The sequence below is a fragment of the Pseudoduganella sp. R-32 genome, assembly GCF_049913245.1.
Taxonomy (GTDB): domain Bacteria; phylum Pseudomonadota; class Gammaproteobacteria; order Burkholderiales; family Burkholderiaceae_D; genus Rugamonas.
The window spans coordinates 5991116-6014010 of record NZ_CP183987.1; the positions used below are offsets into that span (position 1 = coordinate 5991116).

General features: G+C 62.5%; 21 protein-coding genes and 1 pseudogene. 4 read left to right on the top strand and 18 right to left on the bottom strand.

The features are described from left to right. Positions 1–71 precede the first annotated feature (71 nt). From ACN9MU_RS27385 to ACN9MU_RS27405, 5 genes are all read right to left on the bottom strand, one after another. Complete coding sequence (locus ACN9MU_RS27385; RefSeq protein WP_426164650.1) at positions 72–866, bottom strand: ABC transporter ATP-binding protein; 795 nt, start codon at positions 864–866, stop codon at positions 72–74. Position 867: 1 nt separating this feature from the next. Then, a complete protein-coding gene (gene ntrB, locus ACN9MU_RS27390) occupies positions 868–1686 on the bottom strand; it encodes a nitrate ABC transporter permease (RefSeq protein WP_426172309.1) in 819 nt (272 codons plus the stop codon). 242 nt (positions 1687–1928) lie between these two features. Beyond that, positions 1929–3149: a CmpA/NrtA family ABC transporter substrate-binding protein gene (locus ACN9MU_RS27395; protein ID WP_426164652.1), complete on the bottom strand. Its 1221-nt coding sequence runs from the start codon at positions 3147–3149 to the stop codon at positions 1929–1931. Between the two features lie 116 nt (positions 3150–3265). After that, positions 3266–4174 carry a LysR family transcriptional regulator gene (locus tag ACN9MU_RS27400; RefSeq protein WP_426343735.1) on the bottom strand — a complete coding sequence of 303 codons (909 nt, stop codon included), beginning with the start codon at positions 4172–4174 and terminating at the stop codon, positions 3266–3268. Next, the gene (locus ACN9MU_RS27405; RefSeq protein ID WP_426164656.1) at positions 4156–5055 is read right to left on the bottom strand and encodes a LysR family transcriptional regulator; all 900 of its coding nucleotides are present in this window, start codon (positions 5053–5055) and stop codon (positions 4156–4158) included. Before ACN9MU_RS27405 ends, ACN9MU_RS27400 begins: the two co-directional genes overlap by 19 nt. Positions 5056–5166: 111 nt before the next feature. Here ACN9MU_RS27405 and ACN9MU_RS27410 point away from each other — a divergent pair, with 111 nt between their 5' ends. After that, entirely contained in the window at positions 5167–6021 is an 855-nt protein-coding gene (locus tag ACN9MU_RS27410; protein ID WP_426343736.1) for an oxidoreductase, read from the top strand. On the opposite strand, the gene ACN9MU_RS27415 is transcribed toward ACN9MU_RS27410, so the two are convergent. The 7 genes from ACN9MU_RS27415 to ybaK all read right to left on the bottom strand — a co-directional run bounded on the left by ACN9MU_RS27415 (position 6018) and on the right by ybaK (position 11450). Then, positions 6018–6857, bottom strand: coding sequence for an ion transporter (locus ACN9MU_RS27415; protein WP_426343737.1), 840 nt, complete (start codon positions 6855–6857; stop codon positions 6018–6020). The two genes, ACN9MU_RS27410 and ACN9MU_RS27415, sit on opposite strands and share 4 nt — an antisense overlap. After that, entirely contained in the window at positions 6854–8080 is a 1227-nt protein-coding gene (locus ACN9MU_RS27420) for a metal-dependent hydrolase (protein ID WP_426336382.1), read from the bottom strand. The genes ACN9MU_RS27415 and ACN9MU_RS27420 overlap by 4 nt, the downstream gene beginning before the upstream one ends. 102 nt (positions 8081–8182) lie before the next feature. Further along, a complete protein-coding gene (locus ACN9MU_RS27425) occupies positions 8183–8473 on the bottom strand; it encodes a DUF427 domain-containing protein (protein WP_426319202.1) in 291 nt (96 codons plus the stop codon). A gap of 17 nt (positions 8474–8490) precedes the next feature. After that, on the bottom strand, positions 8491–9534 hold the full coding sequence (locus ACN9MU_RS27430; RefSeq protein ID WP_426343738.1) for a GGDEF domain-containing protein: 1044 nt from the start codon (positions 9532–9534) through the stop codon (positions 8491–8493). A gap of 56 nt (positions 9535–9590) precedes the next feature. Beyond that, positions 9591–10241, bottom strand: coding sequence for a DsbA family oxidoreductase (locus tag ACN9MU_RS27435; protein WP_426164666.1), 651 nt, complete (start codon positions 10239–10241; stop codon positions 9591–9593). A 6-nt stretch (positions 10242–10247) separates the two neighbouring features. After that, positions 10248–10871, bottom strand: a complete 624-nt coding sequence (gene plsY / locus ACN9MU_RS27440; RefSeq protein WP_426164668.1) for a glycerol-3-phosphate 1-O-acyltransferase PlsY — start codon at positions 10869–10871, stop codon at positions 10248–10250. An 87-nt stretch (positions 10872–10958) separates the two neighbouring features. Continuing rightward, positions 10959–11450 carry a Cys-tRNA(Pro) deacylase gene (ybaK, locus tag ACN9MU_RS27445; RefSeq protein ID WP_426164670.1) on the bottom strand — a complete coding sequence of 164 codons (492 nt, stop codon included), beginning with the start codon at positions 11448–11450 and terminating at the stop codon, positions 10959–10961. Between the two features lie 38 nt (positions 11451–11488). Between ybaK and ACN9MU_RS27450 the strand changes: the two genes are divergently transcribed. Next, the gene (locus ACN9MU_RS27450; RefSeq protein ID WP_426164672.1) at positions 11489–12448 is read left to right on the top strand and encodes an endonuclease/exonuclease/phosphatase family protein; all 960 of its coding nucleotides are present in this window, start codon (positions 11489–11491) and stop codon (positions 12446–12448) included. On the opposite strand, the pseudogene ACN9MU_RS27455 reads toward ACN9MU_RS27450, so the two are convergent. Both ACN9MU_RS27455 and ACN9MU_RS27460 read right to left on the bottom strand, forming a co-directional pair. Continuing rightward, a pseudogene (locus ACN9MU_RS27455) lies at positions 12372–12845 on the bottom strand (ORF6N domain-containing protein); the annotation flags it as partial. The gene ACN9MU_RS27450 and the pseudogene ACN9MU_RS27455 overlap by 77 nt on opposite strands. Positions 12846–12881: 36 nt before the next feature. Then, positions 12882–15314 (bottom strand): sensor domain-containing protein, encoded by a 2433-nt coding sequence (locus tag ACN9MU_RS27460; RefSeq protein WP_426343739.1) that lies wholly within the window; start codon positions 15312–15314, stop codon positions 12882–12884. 201 nt (positions 15315–15515) lie between these two features. Here ACN9MU_RS27460 and ACN9MU_RS27465 point away from each other — a divergent pair, with 201 nt between their 5' ends. Both ACN9MU_RS27465 and ACN9MU_RS27470 read left to right on the top strand, forming a co-directional pair. After that, complete coding sequence (locus ACN9MU_RS27465; RefSeq protein WP_426336384.1) at positions 15516–16718, top strand: efflux RND transporter periplasmic adaptor subunit; 1203 nt, start codon at positions 15516–15518, stop codon at positions 16716–16718. Positions 16719–16729: 11 nt separating this feature from the next. Further along, entirely contained in the window at positions 16730–19852 is a 3123-nt protein-coding gene (locus ACN9MU_RS27470; RefSeq protein ID WP_426343740.1) for an efflux RND transporter permease subunit, read from the top strand. 81 nt (positions 19853–19933) lie between these two features. Here the strand turns inward: ACN9MU_RS27470 and ACN9MU_RS27475 are convergent, their stop codons facing one another. The 4 genes from ACN9MU_RS27475 to ACN9MU_RS27490 form a co-directional block, all read right to left on the bottom strand. Continuing rightward, positions 19934–20107 carry a hypothetical protein gene (locus ACN9MU_RS27475; RefSeq protein WP_426343741.1) on the bottom strand — a complete coding sequence of 58 codons (174 nt, stop codon included), beginning with the start codon at positions 20105–20107 and terminating at the stop codon, positions 19934–19936. Between the two features lie 56 nt (positions 20108–20163). Then, positions 20164–21066, bottom strand: coding sequence for a site-specific tyrosine recombinase XerD (gene xerD / locus ACN9MU_RS27480; protein WP_426164684.1), 903 nt, complete (start codon positions 21064–21066; stop codon positions 20164–20166). Further along, positions 21042–21566, bottom strand: a complete 525-nt coding sequence (locus ACN9MU_RS27485; protein ID WP_426164686.1) for a methylated-DNA--[protein]-cysteine S-methyltransferase — start codon at positions 21564–21566, stop codon at positions 21042–21044. The genes xerD and ACN9MU_RS27485 overlap by 25 nt, the downstream gene beginning before the upstream one ends. A gap of 327 nt (positions 21567–21893) precedes the next feature. Then, positions 21894–22886 (bottom strand): TRAP transporter substrate-binding protein, encoded by a 993-nt coding sequence (locus tag ACN9MU_RS27490; RefSeq protein WP_426319211.1) that lies wholly within the window; start codon positions 22884–22886, stop codon positions 21894–21896. Between the last annotated feature and the right edge of the window lie 9 nt (positions 22887–22895).

A 22895-nucleotide genomic window follows, 5' to 3' on the forward strand; every position in this document is an offset into this window, starting at 1 on the left:
CAAGTGTCTCCGTTTGTATAGACCACCAATGTAGCAGCAGAGTCGCCCCGCTGCCACACTTTTGCACATTGCTATGCAGCAAAACGTTGTGCCGGGTGTCCTTGTCGTTGGTAGAGGAACTCCAGAACGCTTGTCCGATAGTCAAGATACAGCGGATCTTGCGCCAGGGATAGTCTGTCGCGCGGGCGTTCCAGCCGTACTTTGACGACGCCGCCGATGGTGGCGGCCGGGCCATTTGTCATCATGACAATGCGATCGGACAGCAGCACGGCTTCATCCACATCGTGCGTCACCATCACCACGGTGGCCCCCGTCGCGGCGACGATGCGCATCAATTCGTCTTGCAGGTGGGCGCGTGTCAGCGCATCGAGGGCGCCGAACGGTTCGTCCATCAGCAGCACCTTCGGTTCCATCGACAGTGCGCGGGCGATGCCGACGCGCTGCTTCATTCCACCTGAAATTTCATTGGGCCGCTTGCCGCCAGCGGCCGCCAGTCCCACCAGTTCCAGCGCCTGCCAGCTGCGTTCATCCAGTTGCGCGCGCGTCTCCTTGCCGCCGAACACCCGCTCCACTGCGAGGTAAATGTTCTCGAAACAAGTCAGCCAGGGCAGCAGCGAATGGTTCTGGAACACGACCGCGCGTTCCGGCCCCGGCCCGGCGATCTCGCGCCCGCTGCAAACCAGCACGCCACTGGTGGGACGGTTCAGGCCCGCGACCAGGTTGAGCAGCGTCGACTTGCCGCAGCCCGAGTGGCCGATCAGGGTAATGAACTCACCCTGCTCGACCACCAGGTTGACGTCGCTCAGCGCGTGGAACTGGCCAAAGCGCATGTCGACCTTGCTGATATCGATGAATTTCGAAGCCATCTCATTTCTCCTCATAGCTGAAAGCTTTGGCCAGCGCGACCAGCGCCAGTTCCAACGACAGGCCAACCACGCCGATCACGCCGATGGCGATCAGGATGTGCGGCACGTTCAGGTTATTCCACTCATCCCACACCCAGAAGCCGATGCCCACGCCGCCCGTCAGCATTTCGGCTGCGACGATGACCAGCCATGCCGTGCCGATGGCGAGGCGCACGCCGGTCAGCATGTAAGGCAGCACGGAAGGCAGCAGTATCCTGGTCGCCACCTTCCATTCGGACAGGTTCAGCACACGCGCCACGTTCAGGTAATCCTGCGGCACGCGCTGCACGCCGACGGCGGTGTTAACGATCATGGGCCAGATCGAACAAATGAAGATGGCCCAGATCGCGGCTGGATCGGCCGCCTTGAACACCAGCAGGCCAATCGGCAGCCAGGCCAAGGGCGATACGGGCTTCAGCAAACTGATTAAAGGGCTGAACATGCCGTACAAAAAGCTGAAGCGTCCGATCAGGAAGCCAAGCGGAATACCCACCAGCGCCGCCAGGCCGAAGCCCAGCGCGACGCGGCGCAGCGAGGCCAGGATGTTCCAGCCAATGCCCTGGTCATTCGGACCCTTGCGGTAGAACGGGTCCGAGAACAGCTTCACCGCCTCATGCCAGGTCTCCAGCGGAGTGGGAAAGCCTGCGTTGCGTACCGCCAGGATTTGCCAAGCCAGCACCAGCAGCGACAAGCCAAGCAGCGGCGGCAGTACTTTCATGACAAAGGGCCGCAGCCGCCCACCTTCCGGCGCCAGGTGCACGCCTTTCGCCGCCAGCCGCATGCGGCGCGTTGGCCTTCCCGGCACCGCGGGCGCCGGTTGCACTGATGCTCCCGCCTTCCCAGCCTGTCCTGCCGGCGCAACGTCCACCTTCATATCGATTGCCCGCCCCACGCCAGCCGCGGCCAATGCGGCTGCAGCTGCTTCCCGCGCAGCGTCCTGCGCGGTCAGTGCGCCGTGTGTGCCAGGCGTGCCCGCGCCGGCCCCGTCTATCGTTCCGTACATAGCACTCATAAGGCCTCCCTTCACGCTCTGATCTTGAACGAATCAGCATAGGCCTTGGGATTCTTGCCGTCCCAGGTCGTGCCGTCGATCATCTTTACGCTGCGCAGGGGCGACTTTGGTACGCTCACCTTCGCCATAGCCGCGCCGTCCTTGTACACATCGATCTGGTTGATTTGCGTGGCAACTGCCAGGTAATCCGGCTCCGCCTTCAGCAAGCCCCAGCGCTTCTGTTGCGTGAGGAACCACATGCCGTCGCTGAGGTATGGGAAATTCACCGCGCCGTCATTGAAGAACTTCATGTAGTTCGGATCGTCCCAGGTTTTGCCCAGGCCATTCTGGTAGCGGCCCATGATGCGCTGGCCAATCACATCGACCGTCGTGTTGACGTAGGATTTGTCGGCAATGGCTTCCGCCATCTTCACCTTGTTCGACAGGGACGCATCAATCCAGCGTCCAGCATCCAGCACCGCAGCGATGAGTGCGCGTGCAGTATTGGGATACTTCTTCACCCACTCCGCGCTGGTACCCAGCACCTTCTCCGGATGGTCACGCCAGATGTCCTGCGTTGTCGTGGCCGTGATGCCGACGCCATCCACAATCGCGCGGTGGTTCCATGGCTCGCCCACGCAAAAGCCATCCATGTTCCCGATCCGCATATTGGCGACCATCTGCGGCGGCGGCACCGTAATGACCTTGGCGTCCGTCATCGGGTTGATGCCATACGACGCCAGCCAGTAATACAGCCACATCGCATGGGTGCCGGTCGGGAACGTCTGTGCGAAGGTGTACTCGCGCTGGTCGGTGCGCATCAGCTTCGCCAACGAAGCGCCATCGACTGCGCCTTTGTCGGACAGTTTCTTCGACAGCGTGATCGCCTGGCCGTTGTGATTGAGGTTCATCAGTACGGCCATGTCCTTCTTCGGACCGCCAGCGCCCAGGTGGACGCCATACACCAGCCCATACAGCACATGGGCCGCGTCGAGTTCACCGTTCACCAGCTTGTCCCGCACGGCGGGCCAGGACGCCTCCTTGCTCAAGACGATCTTGATGCCGTACTTCTTGTCGAAGCCCAGCACAGAAGCCATCACGACCGAGGCGCAATCGGTCAATGGAATGAAGCCGACTTTGACTTCTTCTTTCTCAGGCTTGTCGGAGCCTGCAGCCCAGGCGTAATTCGATAAGGCTGTCGCAGCGCCCGCAGCAAGCAGGCGACGACGGGTAAGGCTGAACGTGCGATCCATCTCTATCCCCGGTTTGTAAATAATGGGGATACTGCAAGCGCCGTGCCACCCCGCTTTCAGGGGGAAAGGCGGGGAAATCCAGCACTTTGTTTGTGCGCCGCACCAATTTAGCGCCGTCAACGCACCGGGTGAAGCCTCGGATCGGTGCGCAGGCGTTCGGCCATCAGGTCCACGAAGCTGCGGATGCGGGTCGAGCCCTGACGGCTGTCACGGTGGATGATATGGATAGGCACCGCCGGCGTCGCGTAGTCCTGCAGCACCTCAACCAGCTCGCCTGCATCGAGCAAGACTGCCGCCTGGTAGGACAGCAGGCGCGCGATGCCGAAGCCGCTGCGCACTGCTTCGATGGCAGAGTCGTTATTGTTCACGCCCAGGCGCGGCTTGACGCGCAGCGATTGCGTGCCGGCGCCATTCTGGAAGCGCCAGTCCGGAGGCACGCTGGAGCCGGACGAGGCGACAATGGTGTGCTGCTCCAGCTCCTGCGGCGTGCTCGGCGCGCCATGCTTCTCTATATAGGAAGGCGAAGCGATGATCATGCGCCGCACCTGCCCGACCGGAATGGCGCGCATGCTCGAATCGGGCAGCTCGCCGATGCGGATGCCGACATCGATGCCTTCTTCCAGCAAGTTGGTCACGCGGTCGACGAAGACAGTGGAAATATCCATCGCCGGATAGCGCTGCAGGTAATCGACAATGCCCGGCACCACGTAGATGCGTCCAAACAGCACCGGCGCCGTCACTGTAAGGTGGCCGCGCGGCGCGGCGTTGATGCCGGCAACTGCATCGTCGGCCTCGTCGACTTCCGCGATGATGCGGCGCGCATCATCCAGGTAGCGCTGGCCGGCTTCCGTCACGCGCACATGGCGCGTGGTGCGGTCCAGCAGCCTGGCGCCCAGCCTTTCTTCCAGCGCCGCCACCGCGCGCGTAACGGCGGGCGGCGACATGCCTAGCCGGCGCGCGCCTGCCGCAAAGCCCTGCTCCTCGGCCACGGCCACGTAGACAGTCATCAGGTAAAGGCGGTCCATTTGCGTTTCACCATGAAGTCGATAAAGTGCCGCACGCGCATCGGCATGCGGCTGCGCTGCGGATAGTACATGTAAACGGCCGCATTTGCCGTCACATGGGTCGGCAGCAGGTGCACCAGCCGCCCTTCCGCCAGGTCGCGCTCCACCATGTACAGCGCCAGCTGGCCGATGCCGACCCCGGCGCGCACCGCCTCGACCTCGCCCTCCGCCGTATTGAACGTCGCCACGCAGGGCACGTCCTGGTACACCGTGCCGCCCTGCCCTTTGAGTTCCCACGGAATCACGCGGCCCGTGTTCGGCTGGCGGAAACCGGTGCACCGATGGTGCAGCAATTCTTCCACCGTGCGCGGGGCGCCGTGGCGCTCGATATAGCCGGGCGAAGCGCAGATATGCAAAGGAATCCTGCCCAGCTGGCGCGCAACCAGGTTGCGCTCCGGCGGATTCCCCGCCCTGAAGCCGACGTCGATCTTCGCCTCGGTCAAGTCGGTGAAGTGGTCGTCGAACAGCATGTCGAAATGCGCGCTCGGATACAGCTCCTGGAATTCGCGCAGCAGCGGCGCCAGCACCACCGTGCCCAGCGAGGTAGGCGCGGCGACGCGGATCATGCCGTCAACCGCCTCGCGGCTGTTCTGAACGTGGTCCAGCGCCTCGTCCAGCAAGCGCAGGCCCGGGTTGGCCAGCTCGAACAGGCGCTGGCCTTCGTCCGTAAGACTCAGGCTGCGTGTCGTGCGATGGAACAGGCGCACGCCGAGGTATTCCTCCAGCTGGCGAATCGCCTTGCTGACCGCCTGGGCCGACAGGCCGGCATCGACCGCCGCCTGGCTGAAGCTGCCGGCATGCACGACGCCGATGAACAATGTGATGACGCGGGCCTTATCCATTCATTTACAACCAATAGTTGAAGATCAATCACCTTTACTATGGCTAGTGTAGCAGCTCTCCGAAGCCTAATATGCCCTTCACCAACCACCCACTCTTGAAGGAGCAAGATCATGGCAAACAAAGTCTGGTTCATCACTGGTGCCTCCCGCGGCTTCGGCCTGCTGATTGCCCGCGACGCACTGGCGCGCGGCGACTCCGTGGTAGCAGCCGCCCGCAACCCGCAAGCGATTGTCGACGCCCTTGGCGCGCATCCCCAGCTGCTGCCGCTGCAACTCGATGTGACAAAGGAAGCAGCCGCCGTAGTTGCCACCCAGGCCGCCATCGAGCGTTTTGGCCGCATCGACGTGCTGGTGAATAACGCCGGCTACGGCATCCTCGGCGCCGTCGAGGAGACCTCGGCGGAAGAAGTGCGCCGCAATTACGAAACGAATGTCTTCGGCCTGCTGAACGTGAGCCGCGCGGTGCTGCCGGTCATGCGCCGGCAGCGCAGCGGCCATGTGATCAATATTTCCTCGCTGGGCGGCTATCAGGCGTACTACGGCTGGGGCGTCTACGGTTCCACCAAGTTCGCAGTGGAAGGCCTGAGCGAAGCGATGGCGCAGGAACTGGCTCCGCTGGGCGTGCACGTCACCGTGGTGGAACCCGGCTTCTTCCGCACTGATTTCCTCGACGCCACCTCGCTGGTGGAGACCGCAAGCCGCATCGAGGATTACAAGGACACGGTCGGCGCCATGCGCACCTTCGCCGCCGGCGCCAACCACGCGCAGCCGGGCGATCCGGCCAGGCTGTCGCAAGCCTTGCTGAAACTGGCCGATGCCGCGCAGCCGCCGCTGCGCCTGCAACTGGGCAGCGACGCGGTCGCCCGCGCCTACGCCAAGCATCGGCAGGTCGAGCAGGAGCTGGCGCAATGGAAGGAACTGGCCCTCTCGACGGACTTCGATCAGCCGGCCAGGCAAGCCGCTTAAGTCCCAGGGAGCCTGGTGCCGCAGCTCTTGCAGAAACGCGCCGACTGTTCATGGTCTCCGGCCAGGCAGCCGGCGCAAGTGCGATGCGAGCGGCGCTGCTGGCTGATTTCGGCGCTGATGATGCCGGTCGGGACCGCGAGAATGCCCCATCCGAGCAGCATCATGATGGAGGCAATGGCACGTCCCAGGTCCGTCTTCGGCACCAGGTCGCCAAAGCCCACGGTGGTCACGGCCGAAATCGCCCAGTAGACGGCAGTCGGAATGCTGGTAAAGCCGTGTGCCGGCCCTTCGACCACGTACATCACGGTCCCCAGCAAGAAGACGACCATGAACACCACCGACAGGAAGATCAGGATCTTGCGGCGGCTGGCCAGCAAGGCACGGCCCAGCATCCCATATTCCTCGATGTACAGCGTGAGCTTGAGAATACGGAACATGCGCAGCAGCCGCAGGATCCGCACGTTGAGCAGCACATGTGCGCCCGGCACGAACAGCGCCATATAACTTGGCAATACTGCCAGCAGGTCGATCATGCCGAAGAAACTGCGCGCGTAGCGCAACGGGTGCCGCACGCACAGCAGGCGGCTGGCGTATTCGATGGTGAACAGCACGGTAAAGAACCACTCTGCCGCAAACAGCCAGTCGCCGTAGTCGCGCGCCACTTCGGCGACACTGGCCAGCACCACGGTCGTCACGCTCAGCAGGATAGCGCCGATCAGCGCGAGGTCGAACGCCATGCCGGCAGGCGTATCGGACTCGAAAATTATTGCATAGAGCTTTTCGCGCCAACCGCCTTCCGGCCGGCCGAAGCGCTGGTGCGGATCGTAGGTCTTCATTGCGGGCTCCCCAGCAAATCAGCGCGCGGCATGCCCCATCCCGGCACGCTGAAAGGGCATTCCGGTTTCGCCGCCAGCATCAAAGTAGTGAAATTCCCGCGCGGCGAGGCGGAGAAGCGCAGGTCGCTGGCCTGGGCCGCATCCACCGCCGGCATGCGGGCGAAACGCAGCCAGGCAGCCAATTGGCAATCGGCTGCGGCGCGCGCGCGCAAGCCAGCCACATCGCCCTGCCATGATCCGGACACCAGCACGCCGGGTACCGTGACGGCCATCTCCTGCACCGCATCGGCCGTCAGTGCCGCCGGGCAATCACGCGGCGGCAGCAAGGAAGGCGCAAGGCTCAAATGCCCGCGCCGGAGCTGGTAAATCTTCCCGTCCGACTCGATCGAGGTAAAGCTCCAGCACAGGGGCTGGGACGGGAAAGCGGTCAGTGCAACGTCCAGCACGCGGGACTGAGGATCCTGCAGCACCAATGCCGCCGTCACCGCCTGGCGCGCCTTGAACGAGGCCGACGCCTGGACGCCGATAAATGCCAGCACCATGCCAAGGGCCAGTAGCAGCGCACGCCGGCTTTGCATATGCATGAATCGCAGCACAGCCACCACGCCACCCAGCATGACCAGCGCAGCGAACGACGCCCAGCCCAGGTAGCCATGCAGCGTCACATACAGCAGGACCACCGGCAGCACGGAAAGCAGCACAATACGCATGCGCCGCGAAGGTGCGGCCATCGCCAGCGGCACCCCGAACGCCCCCCAGAACACCGGCTCGATGATGTAAACCATATCGCCGAAGTACCAGGTTCCGCTGAAAGGATAGAACGGATGAACTCCATAGTTGTTCATGAAGTCCATCCCCAGGTGCAGCAGGAAACCCGCGGCCAGCGCTATCAGCAGCCCACGCCGTGCATCGCGGCTCTCACGCAGCAACGCCCGCGCATTCGGCCACAAGACCCATAACAGGGCAAACAGCAGCAAAGCCTGCGGCAGCAGGTACAGCAAGGTATGCGTATGTCCGCGGTGATGCAGCAGGTAGCCCAATGGCGCCGGCGCCAGCCGGGTATAAACCAGGTCGAGGTCAGGAAAATTGCTGGCAAGGGCGCAAGCCGTCAGCAGCAAACGATGCCGCGTCCTGTGACGCCCCGGATCGGCCTCCGGCGGCAGCGAGCGCTGAATCAGCTCGCCAACGCCCAGGCCAACTACGCTATGAGTAATGTTATCCATGCTTAATGAAAGTCGGGGTCAGGTCTGGCAATCGGACACAGGCTCAGCCGCAAGCGGCTGAGCCTGTGTCCGATTGCCAGACCTGACCCCGACTTTCAACAATTAATGCTGGACTTCGACGCCGTGCCAGAAGGCGATCCGGTCCTTGATGTTGTTGGCCGCTTCTTTCGGGCTCGGGTAATACCAGGCGGCGTTGGCGTTCACCTTGCCATCCACCACCACGTTGTAATAACTGGCCACGCCCTTCCATGGACACAGCGTGGTGTGCTGGCTCGGCTGGAGATAGTCCTTCCTGACCCGCGACGGCGGGAAATAGATGTTGTGCTCGACGATCTCGACTTCGCTGCTATCGGCTTCCGCAATCACGGCGCCATTCCAAATTGCCTTCGGCATGCAAACTCCTGTCCTGTTCAACCTTCCACACGGTTGCGGCCCCCGGCTTTGGCGCGGAACAGTGCGGCGTCAGCCTGCTTCAGCAGCATCTCGGCATCATCAATATCCATGTGATTGAAGGAGCCGACGCCAAGGCTGGCCGTCACCGCGACCGTGCGCGCCCCGGCGCCATGCACCTGGGCCTCGATCCGCGACCGCAACGTCTCTGCGAACTTGCGCGCGCCTTCGGGCGGCGTGTTCGGCAACAGGATACACAATTCTTCGCCGCCGTAGCGTCCGGCCACATCGATCACCCGCACGTTTTCGCGCACCAGGCGGCCGATCGCGGCCAGCACTTCGTCGCCCAGCTGGTGGCCGAACTCATCGTTGACGTTCTTGAAGTGGTCGACGTCCACCATCACGGCCGACAGCGGCGTGCGGAAGCGGCGCGTGCGGGCCACTTCAAAACGCAGGCGGCTCATCAGGGAGCGGCGGTTATGCAAGCCGGTCAGCTCATCGGTGGTAGCCAGGGTCTCCAGCTCATCCTTCGAGGCTTTCAGTGCCCGTTCGCTGGCGTGCAGTTCGAACAGGGCCATGACCTGGCGCGCCAGCTTGCGCAGCATGTCGCGTTGGGAGGTCGACAGGCAGCCTGGTTTGGTGTCCATCACACACAGGGTGCCGATCGCGAAACCATCCCTGGTGGTCAGCGGCACGCTGCTGTACATGCGCATGAACGGCGCAGCGACGGTCAGCGGCATGCCGGCCGTGCGGGCATCCCGGCCCAGGTCGCCGATCTCGGTGGCCGCTTCGCCCAGCACCGCCAGCGAGCAATAACACTGGCTGCGCGGCATGGAACCCAGCGCCAGCCCGGTGCAGGACTTGACGACGGCGCGTTCGCCATCGACCAGCGTGATGAAGGCATACGGAACGTCGCAGGCCTTGGCGGCCAGCTCTGTCAGGAAGGTGAAATCTTCGCTCGCTGGCGCATCGAGGGCGCCGTAGCGGTGCAGCGCAGCCAGGCGCTTGTGGTCGTCCGACTGCCCGGGGTACAGCGTTGTTATGATTTTTTCGGCGGCAGACATGCTCTCTCCCTTGTTACGGTACCAAGTGTAACAAGGTTGCTAGCAAGATAATAGTTTTATTTGGCAGCCACTATTTGCCGCAGGGCACGCTCAAAGGCTTCCGGCGGCTGTCCGCCGGAGATGAGATGTTTTTCATTGATGATGACGGCCGGCACCGACTGGATGCCGTTGCGGTGGTAGAAATGCTCCATATCGCGAACTTCCTGCGCGTAGCGGCCAGATGACAGCACTTGCACTGCCTCCGCCTCGTCCAGGCCGACCTTGCCCGCCAGTTGCACCAGCAGGGTGCGCGAGCTTGGATCCTGGCCGCGCGTGAAATACGCATCGAACAGGGCCTTTTTCAGCTCTTTCTGCTTGCCATGCTCGCCGGCCCAATGCAGCAGCCGGTGCGCATCAAACGTGTTGTAAATCCGGCTACGCATGCCCATGGCGAAGTCGAAACCGACATCGGCGCCGCGCTGGCGGATCATTTCACGGGTCTGTTCCTGCTGGGCGGGGCTGGCGCCGTATTTCTGGCGCAGGTGCTCGGTGATGTCCTGCCCTTCCGGCACCATGTGCGGATTCAGCTCGAAGGGCTGGAAGTGGATTTGCGCCTGGACGCTTTCGCCAAGACGGCCCAGCGCCACTTCCAGGCTGTTCAGCCCGATCGCACACCAGGGACAGGAGACGTCGGAAACGAAGTCGATGCGGATCGGGGTGGTAGTCATGGTTTTCTAGGCCTTTTTCTTGGCTTTGCTGCCGATGCGGCTTTCTTTGCCAGCAATAAGGTTAGCAATATTTTTGGAATGGCGCCAAACCAGCAAACCGCTCATGGCCAGGACGGCAGCCAGTTGCGGCTCGGCGCCGAACAGCAAGCCGTAGTAGAACGGTGCGAACACGGAAGCGACCAGCGCAGCCAGCGAGGAATAGCGGAAGGCGTAAGCCACCACCAGCCAGGTCGCCAGCGTTGCCAGGCCCAGCCATACATTCAATGCCAGCAGCACGCCCAGCGCCGTGGCCACGCCCTTGCCACCGACGAACTTGAAGAATACCGGCCACAAGTGGCCAACAAACACGGCCACGGCCACCAGTGCGATGGCCTGGTCCGCCTGGTAGCCCAGGCCCAGTTGCTGCTGGAAATGGTCGACCAGGAACACGGCCAGCCAACCTTTGAAGGCATCGCCGATCAAGGTCCAGATCGCCGCGCCCTTGTTACCGCTGCGCAGCACATTGGTGGCGCCGGGGTTGCCGGAACCATAGGTGCGCGGATCGTCTAGGCCGTAGAACTTGCTCACCACCACGGCGAAGGAAATCGAGCCGATCAGGTAAGCGCCAATAATCAAAAGCAGAGTAATCATAAATCCCCAGGATTCCTTGTTTTTATATGCGGCAGCGACTATACACCATACCGTCCGGCTCGGGCGGCGCGGCCGCAGGCAATCTTATCAATCCGCCAATGCGCATTGCACCGGCCTGGCCGCCAGCACCTCGGTCAGGACCGCTGGCTTGATACCAATCAGGAAGCCACGGCGCCCGCCATTGATATAAATCGTTTCCAGGCCAAGGATGCTTTCCTCGACATAGACCGGCATTGCCTTCTTGGTGCCGAAGGGCGACGTGCCGCCCACCATGTAGCCGGAATGGCGCTGCGCCACCTCGGGCTTGCACGGCTCAACGGACTTGCAGCCGATATTTCGGGCCAGGTTCTTGGTCGATACCTTGCAGTCGCCATGCATCAGCACGATCAGCGGCTTGGCCGCCTCGTCCTGCATCACCAGGGTCTTCACCACATGGTGTTCATCGACGCCCAGCTCGCGCGAAGAGACGGAGGTACCGCCATGCTCTTCGTACTCATAAGGATGTTCGGAAAATGCGACTTTGTGCTTGCGCAGCAAGGCTGTCGCCGGGGTTTCGGAAATGTGCTCTTTTTTTGCCATGCCGTGATACGCTAGTGCCAAGAGAGGAGTTTCTCATTATGCAGCAAGAAATTCGCTTTGCCACCTTCAATGTCTGCAACCTTGCCCCGCCAGGGGCGAAACTGTACGACAACCTGCAGCCTTTGACGGAGCAGGAGTACGAGGCCAAGGCGGAATGGACCGCGCAGCAGCTGGACCAGCTCGATGCCGACGTGATCGGCTTCCAGGAGATCTTCTCCCAGGCAGCGCTGCGCGACGTGCTCGCGCGGACCCGTAAGTATCGCGATGCCGTGCATGCCGGCTTCGATCCCGATCCCCACGCCTCTCGTTTGACGCCTAATGTGGCGCTGGTGTCGCGCCTGCCTTTGGCTGCCGCGCCGGAAGTCTATGCCAATTTCCCTGAAGGCGTGCCGGCCGACTCGGGCCTGCCGGAAGCGGACCGCTTCGCCCGAGCACCGCTGCACGCCCAGATCATGCTGCCCAACGAAGTGGTGGTGGACGTCATCGTGGTCCACCTGAAATCGCGGCGGCCGGATTACCGCAGCGGCGACACCTCGGAAGATCCGCTGCACCTGGCCATGGCCAGCCTGCGCTCGCTGGTGTGGCGCGGTACGGAAGCGGTGGCCCTGCGTGTCCTGTTAAGCAAAATGATGCGTGAAACGCGCCGGCCTTGCATCGTTCTGGGTGATTTCAACGACACAGCCGACGCGGTGACCACCACCATCGTGCTGGGCAACGGCGGCGGCATGATGCCCGGCGACGAGCGGCGCGGCCGCATGTATGACGCCAACCAGATCCAGCTGCGGCAAGACCATCTGCGCCATGTGGCCTATACCAGCATCCACGAAGGACACTACTCCACCATCGACCACGTGCTGGTGTCGGAAGAATTCAACCCTGCCTCGCCGCGCGCCATCGGCGAAGTGCTGGACGTCAGCTACTTCAACGACCACTTGCGCCAGGAGCGGCCCGAGGTTTCCGACCACGGCCAGGTGCTGGTGCGGCTGCGGCTGCGCTAGCCGGCCGTTCGTCAGTGACCACGAAGCCGATCGGCCGCTTGGCTGGCGCCTCGGCAGGCCGGGCCAGTTGCCTGAGTACGTCCACCATGGCCTTCCACTCAGCTCGCGTTGACTCCTGGCCACGCGCCACCAGAGCGGCAAGCTCATCTAACCGCGCAGCAAGGCCATCGTGCGCGGCAACGAGTTCCCGAAGGTGAAGGAAGGCTCGCACGACATAGATACCCATTTCGATTGCCTGTCCGGTATTGAGCACATTGGATGCCTGGATTGACCCATGTTCAGTAAAGGCAAAAGGAAGGGTTCTCGCAAACTTCAGTCGCGCGAGGTGGTCACAGTTTTTGACCACCTCGCGTTTCTCAAGGGTAGTGAGCTGGAACATAAAAACTGGCGGGAAGCGACGGCTGTTGCGTCATACGGGCAATCGATTCACGCGTCATGGCGTCGTCCTTACTGCATTTTCCGCCAGTTGCCCCTGGTACTGGTCGCAGCCAAGCTCTCTCAGCAACTGAAGCTGGTCCTCAGTTTCGACGCCTTCGGCGATGACTGTCATGTCCAGGCTGCGCGCCATCGCAATGATGGTGCGAATGGCGGTGGCATCCGTGCCATTGTCCATGAAGGATTGGGCAATCTTCAGTTTGTAGATAGGGAATTCCTTCAACTGCATCAATTGCGAATAGCCAGTCCCGAAATCATCGATCGACACTCGCACACCAAGCTCCCGCAACGCACCAAGCTTCTCCGGCACGTCCGAGCCGCCACGCATGATGGTGTCTTCGGTCAGTTCCAGTTCCAGCCACTGCGGCGCCAGGCCACTGCCGCGCAACGCCTCAGCCACGCTGTCGACAAAATTCTTGTGCATGAACTGGCCAATCGCAATATTCACCGAAACCACCAGCGCCCCCCCATCTTCCAGCCATTTGCGCGCGCGGCTGCAGGCGCTGCGCAACACCCAGCCACCAATTGCCACCATGAGTCCCGACTCCTGCGCCACGTTCAGAAAATCCTGCGGCAACAGCAAGCCCTGCTCCGGATGGCGCCAGCGCAGCAGCGCCTCCATGCCAACCACTTCGCCACTGGCGATGTCGACTTCCGGCTGGTAAGCTAGTTCGAACTGGCCCTCGTCCAGTGCACGCCGCAGGCCCTTTTCCAGGCTGGCATGCACAACCACGCGTGCGTTCATTTCCTGTCCAAAGAACTGGTAGCGGTCGCGCCCGGCCTGCTTGGCGTGGTACATCGCGATATCCGCATGTTTTACCAGGCTGTCGATGTCCGCCCCGTCCGACGGGAACATGGCAATGCCGATTGAGGTCGAGACATGCAGCAGGTGCTCACCCAGCACATATTCCTGCGTGACCGCCTGCAACACCGTCTCGGCCACATGCGCCGCGCGCTCCGGCCCACCAACCTCCGCCAGCACGACCACGAATTCGTCGCCGCCATGCCGGCTCACCGTGTCGACGCTGCGCACGCATTTCAGCAAGCGGGCGGCGACCTCTTTCAGCAAGCGGTCACCCACCGCGTGGCCGAGCGTGTCGTTGATCATCTTGAAGCGGTCCAGGTCGAGGAACAGTACTGCCAGCGAACTCTTGCTGCGGCGCGCTGCCGCCAGCGCCAGATTGAGGCGGTCGAGCAGCAGCACGCGGTTTGGCAGATCGGTCAAGAAATCATGCTCTGCCAGGTGGCGCGTATATTCCTCGGTCCTTTTGCGCTCCGTGATATCGGACAGGCTGCCCATATAATTCGACACCAGACCGGCCTGGTCCCGGATCGCTGTCACACTGACCCAACACGGGAAAATCTCTCCGTTCTTGCGACGGGCCCAGGTTTCGCCCTGCCAGTGATCGCTGGCTTCGACCTGGCTCCATACCTCACGATAGAACGACTCGTCCTGCACGCCGGAGCGATACAGGCTGATCGGCTGGCCCAGCAGTTCTTCCGCCGCAAAACCGGTGGTCTGCGAATAAGCGCGGTTGCTGGCAATGATGTGGCGGCGCCGGTCCGTCAGCACGATGGCATCGCGGCTATTTTCAAACACCTGGGCCGCCAGCCGTACCGTGCGCTCGGCTTGCTTGCGGTCAGAGATGTCGCGCACAACCACATACAGCAGGTCCGACTGTCCGGGCTGCAGGGCAGTCATCAATACCTCGGCCCAGAATGCTGTGCCATCGCAATCGGTGTAGCACCATTCGAAACGGCTATTGCCATCGCTAAAGGCGACTGCTTCCCGGCTCGCCACCCCCGTCTCCGACAATTCGCCTCCCGGCTGGCGCAGCGGCGAAAAGGTATGCAAGCGGTGGCCTGCCAGGCGTGCCGCTGAGTCGCATTTGAACAGGCGCATGGCAGCGGGGTTAACCTCCACGATCATGCCGTCACGCATGATCAACACCGCATCGCTGGAACGGCCGAACATCTGGGAAAAATTTTCCCCGACTGCACGCAGCGCCGATTCATCATCCTTGCGCTGGGTGACATCGACATCCATGCAGACAACCTGCGCCAACTCGCCGTCCTGCCAGACTGGAACCTTGGTCGAATACAACCAGAGGTCGCGTCCGGAAAATGCGCGCACATGCCAGTCGCCAAGCGGGCCTGGCTTGCCGCTGCGCCATACTTCTTCCACCATGGCGTCATGCTCATCTTGCCGTTCGGCGCGCGACATCAGTTCAGCCAGAGGCCGGCCGATCGCCTCCTGCATCGTCAGGCCAGCCAGGCTCGCAAACTGCGAATTGCAGAATGTCACCTTGCCTTCGCGGTCCAGGCTGCTGATCGCGACCAGCGGCGTCTGTTCAAGCGCCCCCACCATGCGCGCGATCAAGTCGAGCGCTGCATGGACGGGAGTCAAGTCGGCAGGCGAGGGAGTGCTCATGCCACATTTTTCGCCCGCTTCGCGTTTTTTCGTTTGCGCTATGTCAAAGGTGCCTGACAAGCGCCGCTCCATCCGCACTTTTTGCATTTCAAGTCGCCGTTTATGCGCTTTATCGCATTTACATGGCCGCTGGACTTGTTAAAACCTACAGTGTCACCATCGCAATCCGCGCCAGCGGACAACTTTGATGAAGAGACAATAATGAGCCCACAACCCGTGCACCTGAAATCCCCAAAACGCTGGCGCCTTCCCGTGATCGGCCTGGTAGTACTGGGCCTGGCGGGCGGTAGCTGGACCGTTATGAAATCGCAGGCCAAGCCGGCAGAAACGCCAAAGGCAGCGGCCGCCAAGGCCGAGCCTGTGCTCGAGCTGGCCAGTGCCGACGTGGCCGCCATCGATGCGCGGCCGCTCTCGGTTGGACTCCCCTTGTCGGGTTCACTGATCCCGGTCAACCAGGCCACCATCAAATCGAAAGTGTCGGGCCAGGTGCAGGAAGCCACGCTGCGCGAGGGCGTCTCAGTGCAGGAAGGGCAAGTGCTGGCCCGCCTCGACCAGGCCGACCTGAAAGCGCGCCTGGCCCAGCAGCAGGCCATGCTGGAAGAGGCGCATGCCAGGCTGAGCATGGCCCAGAAAAACGAATACAACGCGAAAGCGCTGTTGTCGCAAAAATTCATCTCGCAGACCAGCTTCGATACCACGGCCAATGCCGTCGAGCTGGCGCATGCCAACGTCAAATCGGCTTCCGCCATGGTCGACCTGGCCCGCATCGCGCTGAACGACAGCGTCATCCGCGCACCGATCAGCGGGATCATCTCCAAACGTCATGTGCAGGCGGGCGATAAGGTCGCGCCTGACATGCCCGTCTACACCATCGTCGGCCTGCAAGAGCTGACGCTGGAAGCGCAAGTGCCCACCACCGATATCCCGCGCGTGAAAATCGGCCAGGAAGTCAGCTTCCGCGTCGACGGCTTCGCCAAGCGCGAATTCAGCGGCAAGGTAGCGCGCATCAACCCGACCACGGAAACCGGTTCGCGCGCCATGCTGGTGTATATCTCGGTGCCAAACGCCGACGGCGTGCTGCGCGGCGGCATGTTCGCCAAGGGGAATATCACCACCGAGCGCACCAAGGAAGCGCCGATGGTGCCGCTGGCTGCCTTGCGTGAGGAGGCGGGCAAGCAGGTGGTCTACAAGGTCGCCGACGGCATCGTCGTGGCACAGCCGGTCAGCCTTGGCCTGCGCAGCGAGGACGTGGGCCTGGCCGAAGTGACCGCGGGCCTGGACAAGGGTGCCAACGTGATCATCTCGAAGCTGGAAGGGGTGAAGCCGGGCGCCAAGGTCAAGCTGGCTGCCCCGGCAGGCGTTCCCGCCGCCAGGCCGGCCATGCTGGCAGCGGCTAAAGGTTAAGGGGCGCCGTCATGTGGATCACTAAAATCTCGATCCGCCAGCCGGTCTTTGCCACCATGGTGATGGTGGCGCTGATGGTGCTTGGCATCTTCTCTTACAAGGGGCTCGGCGTGGAATCCATGCCGAACGTTTCCTTTCCCTTCGCCGCAATCGAGGTGGTGTATCCGGGCGCCTCGCCGGAAGCGGTGGAAAACGACATCACGCGCCCGATCGAGGACATCGTCAACACCGTGTCCGGCGTCAAGACCATCCGCGCCAATTCGTGGGAAGGCAAGGCCGGCGTCTACGTCGAATTCGAACTGTCCACCAATATGGACAAGGCGATGCAGGACATGCGCGACAAGATTGCGCTGGTGCGTCCGAAATTCCCGCGCGAAGCGAAGGAGCCCTTCATCGCCCGGGCCGAAGGCGAGAACGACCAGCCCATCGTCAGCCTGTCGTTCAGCTCGGACAAGCGCAGCCTGCGCGACCTGTCCACCATGACCGACCAGATCCTGGCCAAGCGCTTCCAGGGTGTGCCGGGCGTGGGCCAGGTGCGCGTATTCGGCACCACCAAACGCCAGATGCTGGTCAGCCTGCGCCCGGCCGACATGCGGGCACAAGGCGTGGGCGTGGACGAAGTGATGCGCGCCATCCAGAACACCAACGCCAACCTGCCGGCCGGACGCCTGTCGGCCGACGTCACCGAAACCCTGGTGCGGGTGGAAGGCAAGCTGAAAGAAGCGGTGGAATTCAACAAGATCATCGTGGCGCGCCGCGCCAACGGCCCGGTCTACCTGGACCAGGTGGCCGACGTGATCGACGGCGAGGCGGAAGAACAGTCGATCTCGCGCGTCAACGGCAAGCCCGCCGTCTCGCTCGACATCACCAAGGTACAGGACGCCAACGTGGTCGAAGTCGGCAACGGCATCCTGAAGGTGGTGGAAAACCTGCGCAAGACCCTGCCGGAAGACATCAAGATCAAGGTTCTCGATTCGCAATCGGAGCGCGTGCAGGCACAGCTCGACAACGTCAAGCGCACCATCATCGAAGGCGCGATCCTGACCATGGTAATCGTGTTCTTTTTCCTGCACTCCTGGCGCTCGACCATCATCACCGGCCTGACGCTGCCGATCTCGGTGCTGGCCTCCTTCATCGCCATGAAGGCCTTCGGCTTCACGCTGAACTTCCTGACGCTGATGGCGCTGTCGCTGTGCATTGGCTTGCTGATCGACGACGCCATCGTGGTACGCGAGAACATCGTGCGCCACCTCGGCTTCGGCAAGCACCACCGCAAGGCGGCGGAGGACGGCACCAATGAAATCGGCATCGCCGTGATGGCGACCACCTTTGCCATTGTCGCCGTGTTCGTGCCGGTCGCCTTCATGGACGGCATCATCGGCCGCTTCTTCCTGCAGTTCGGCGTGACCGTGACGGTGGCGGTGCTGGTATCGCTCTTTGTCTCCTTCACCCTCGACCCGATGCTGTCGTCGGTATGGCATGACCCGGTCAAGGACCGCTTCAAATACCTGCCGTGGCTGGGCCGCATCATGGAGAAAGTCGAACATGGCGTGGAGAAGGTGCACAAGCTGTATGGCAAGGTGCTGGCCCTGGCGCTGAGATGGCGCAAGCTGACGCTCGCCACCGCCTTCGGCCTGTTCGCCGGCAGCCTGATGCTGGTGCCGATGATCGGCGGCGAGATGTTCCCGGAAACCGACCAGGGCCAGATTGTGCTGCAGCTCAAGGTGCCGGTCGGCTCCAGCCTGGATTACAACGACGCCAAGGTGCAGCAGGTAGAGGCGGCGCTGAAGGAGTTTCCCGAGGTCGACGCCGTCACGGCCAATGTCGGCGATCCTGCCGGCCGCCACATCTCCTTCCTGCGCATCAAGCTGACCGACGTCAAGAAAACCCACCGCCAGTCCCAGCAAAAGCTGGAAGGCGCGATCCGCAAGCGCATCGAGCGCATTCCGGGCATTACCCTGTCGGTGGGCCAGAAGCCGATCTTCATCGCCATCCTCGGCACCGACGAAGCCAAGCTGGAGCAGACCGCGCAGGCGCTGATGGCCAAGATGCGCAAGATCAAGGGCGTGGCCGACCTGGAATACAGCCAGGAAGGCGCCAACCCGTCGACGCTGATCAAGATCAATAACGAACTGGCCAGCGACCTGGGACTGAGCGTGCAGCAGATCGGCAGCGCCATGCGTCCTTTCGTCGCGGGCGACACGGCCAGCTACTGGCTGGCGGCGGACGGCCAGAACTATGAAGTCAATGTGCAGTTGCCCAAGTCCGGCCGCCAGCGCATCGCCGACCTGGCCGACCTGTCGCTCACCTCGAGCAAGACCGGCCCGGACGGCAACCCGCTGATGGTACCGCTGCGCCAGGTGGTGGACTTTGTGCCAGGCTTCAGCCCGCAGGTGCTGAAACGCCAGGCCCTGCAGCGCCGGGTGGCCATCTACGCCGCGACCGAAGGCCGCCCCGCCGGCGACGTAGATGCCGACGTGAAGAAAGCCATGGACTCGATGACGCTGCCGGACGGCGTGCGCTTCGACGTGGCCGGCAATGCGCAGCAGATGGCCGAAACGATGAACGGCGCCATCACGGCGCTGAGCATCGCCGTGGTGTTCATTTACATCGTGCTGGCGTCGCAGTTCGGCAGCTTCCTGCAGCCGATTGCGATCATGGTATCGCTGCCGATGTCGCTGATCGGCGTGCTGGTGGCGCTGCTGGCGACCGGCTCCACGCTGAACGTGTTCTCCGTGATCGGCGTGATCATGCTGATGGGCCTCGTGACCAAGAACGCGATCCTGCTGGTGGACTTCACCAACCACGGCCAGCGCGACGGCATGAGCCAGTTCGACGCCATCATGGCGGCCGGCCAGGTGCGCCTTCGTCCCATCCTGATGACGACACTGGCAATGATCTTCGGCATGCTGCCGATGGCGATCGGCCTCGGCGAAGGCGGGGAAACCCAGGCACCGATGGGCCGGGCAGTGATTGGCGGCGTGATCACCTCCACCCTGCTGACGCTGGTCGTGGTGCCCGTGGCCTACACCTACCTCGACAGTTTCGGCAAGCGCGCCAAGCGCTGGCTGCGCCGCGGCCACCACGACGACGCAGCAGCCGCCGAACAATCCGGCGTAGCCGAAGCCGCGTAAGCAGTTTCACCTGACGGCCCGCCAAATAGCCGAGCCCGTGTCACACCATGGGGTCACGCCCCAAGTGTGACACGGGCTCGGCTATTCTGGACTGGTGGTGTCGGTCTCTTCGGTTTCGTAGGCGGCCTCGTCGGCATCCTGCTCGTCGGCTGGCCGGTTCTTCGATGCAAGTTTTTTCTGCGCTTTTTCCTCAGCCTTGCGCTTCTTTTCCAGCTCTCGCTGGCGTTTTTCGAATGCGAAATTCGTCTTTGCCATGGAAATACCTCCTGAAAGCCTACATTAGGCCGATTGGCGGCGCTGCGCAAACGAAATTATCCGCGCGGATGATGTAGCGCATGAATCTGCTTCAGACGCTCGCGGGCAACATGGGTATAGATCTGTGTGGTGGAAATGTCGGAGTGGCCTAAAAGCAACTGCACCACGCGCAGGTCGGCGCCATGGTTCAGCAGGTGCGTGGCGAAGGCGTGGCGCAGCGTGTGCGGCGACAGCGGTGCGGTAATGCCAGCCTTCAAGGCCTGCTTTTTCACCACGACCCAGAACATTTGCCGCGTCATCGGCCCGCCGCGGCCGGTGATGAAGAGCGCATCGTCCTGCTTGCCGTCGAGGATGACACCGCGCGCTTCGCGCAAGTAGCGCTCGATCCACAAGCGCGCCTGTTCGCCAAACGGCACCAGGCGCGTCTTGGCGCCCTTGCCGGTGATGCGCAGCACGCCGTCGTTCATGCTCAGCTCGAGCGTCTTCAACGCCACCAGCTCCGACACGCGCAGGCCGCTGGCGTACATCAGTTCCAGCATGGTGCGGTCGCGGATGCCCAGCGGCGTGCGCAAGTCCGGCGCAGCCAGCAGCGCTTCCACCTGCGCTTCGCTCAGGGTATGGACGAAGCGCAGCGGCTGCTTGGCCGATGCCATGCGCAGGCAGGGATCTTCCGCGATCTGGCGCTGGCGCAGCGCCAACTGGTAGAAGCGCTTCAGGGCCGACAGGCGGCGGTTGGCCGAGCTGGCCTTGGTGTCTGCGTGGCGGGCTGCGAAATAGGCTTGCAGGTCGGCCGTGCCGGCTGCATGCAGGCTGCCGACCGAGGGCCGCGCCGTTTCCAGCCATTTGGCAAAGGCCGTCAAATCGCGCCGGTAGGCATCCAGGGAGTTTTTGGACAGCCCGTCCTCCAGCCACAGGCTGTCGCAGAACTCGTCAATCAGAGCAAGGTTGCCTGCTGCCATTGATACTCTTTATGTCCTTCGTGAGCCAGCAGCCAGCGCTTCACGCCGAGGGTGAAACCGTTCTGGTCGTCGCTGCCGGCAAAGCCGCCCAGGCTGCTGGCGCCCATCACGCGGTGGCATGGCACCAGCGGCGGGAAGGGATTGCTGCGGCAAGCCTGCCCCACCGCGCGCGCCACCGAATCAAGGTGCCTGGCCAGCTCGCCGTAGGTGCGCACCTGGCCGCGCGGGATTTCGCGCAGCGCTTGCCACACGCGGCGCTGGAACTCGCTGCCGCGCATTGCCAACGGCAGGTCGAAGGCGTAGTCGGCATCGTCGCAATAGGCCAGCAGCTGCTGCACGGCTTGTTCGGCCAGCGCATTGGTGGGCGATTTTTCCGGCGTGTCGCCGGGCAGGTAGAACATTTCCGTCACGACCGCGCCGGCCGTGCCGACGCCCATGGCGCCGAACGGGAGATGGATGATGGCGCTGAAGTCCCTGCCAACATGTTGCTTTTCGGTCACGCTTACTCCAATAAAACTGTGGCAATCATGCTACACCAGCGCGCCAGGATAGGGCAAAAAAAAAACGCACCCGCAGGTGCGTCTTGAATCTTTTTTGTCACCACCCCGGCCATTTAACCCCGCTTGTGGCGGCGGCCAACAGCATACTGTCAGGCAGCGTGTCTCCTCTATGATCCGCGGCCGCGCCGCTTGTTCTTCTTCTTCACTCCCCACTAAATCCTGTGCCCTTAACCATCATGGTGCAAGTCGCACCGTTCGGGGGCGTGGCCATAGTAACCGATCTTTTTCCGAATATCGTTATTTATTTTGAGCAACTTGACAGCGGACTTATTTTGCTGTCTCGCGATTGATGGCCTGGATCAGGTCCTTGCCGATGCGCTCTTCCATCTGCTTTTGCACCGGCAGCAGGGCATTGCGCCACAGGGCCTGTTCCTGCGCGCTCAGGTTGTAGATCTGGGTCTTGCCGGACTTGCGGATCGCTTCCAGCGCCATATCGTTGTCGCGCTGGGCGATGGCCTTTTCGTAAGTGGTGGCTTCCTTCATGGCGCCTTCGAGCTTGCCGCGGATGTCCGACGGCAGGCCGTCCCAGAACTTCTTGTTGACGATGACGGCGTAGCCCAGGTAGCCGTGGTTTGAGATGGTCAGGTGCTTTTGCACCTCATGCATCTTTTGCGTGTACATGTTCGAGGGCGGGTTCTCGGTGCCATCCACGACGCCGGTCTGCAGCGCCATATACGCTTCGGAAAAGGCCAGCGACTGCGGCACCGCACCGAGCGCGCGCATCTGGATGTCCAGCACCTTGGAGGACTGGATCCGCATCTTCAGGCCCTTGAAATCGGCCGGCACGCGCAGCTGGCGGTTGGCCGACATGACCTTGAAGCCATTGTCCCAGTAAGCCAGGCCGGTAATGCCCTTGGTCTCGAGCTTCTTCAGCAGCGACTTGCCGATCGGGCCCTCGGTCACGTTGTACAGCGCGGTCTTGTTGGGGAAGATGTACGGCAGGTCGAACACCTCGAATTCCTTCACGCCGAGCGGACCGAACTTGGCCAGCGACGGGGCCAGCATCTGCACCGCGCCCAGCTGCAGCGCTTCCAGTTCTTCCTTGTCCTTGTACAACTGGCTGTTCGGGTAGACCTGGACCCTGACGCGGCCGCCGGTGGCCTTCTCCGCGAGCTGCTTGAAGCGCTCCGCCGCCTGCCCCTTGGGCGTGTCCGGCGCGACGACGTGGCTGAATTTGATGACGATGGGCGCCTGAGCGAATGCTTGGGACGTGACAAGTGCGGCCGCGCCGAAGGCGGCCAGGAGGGACTTCAAATGCATAAGGTCTCC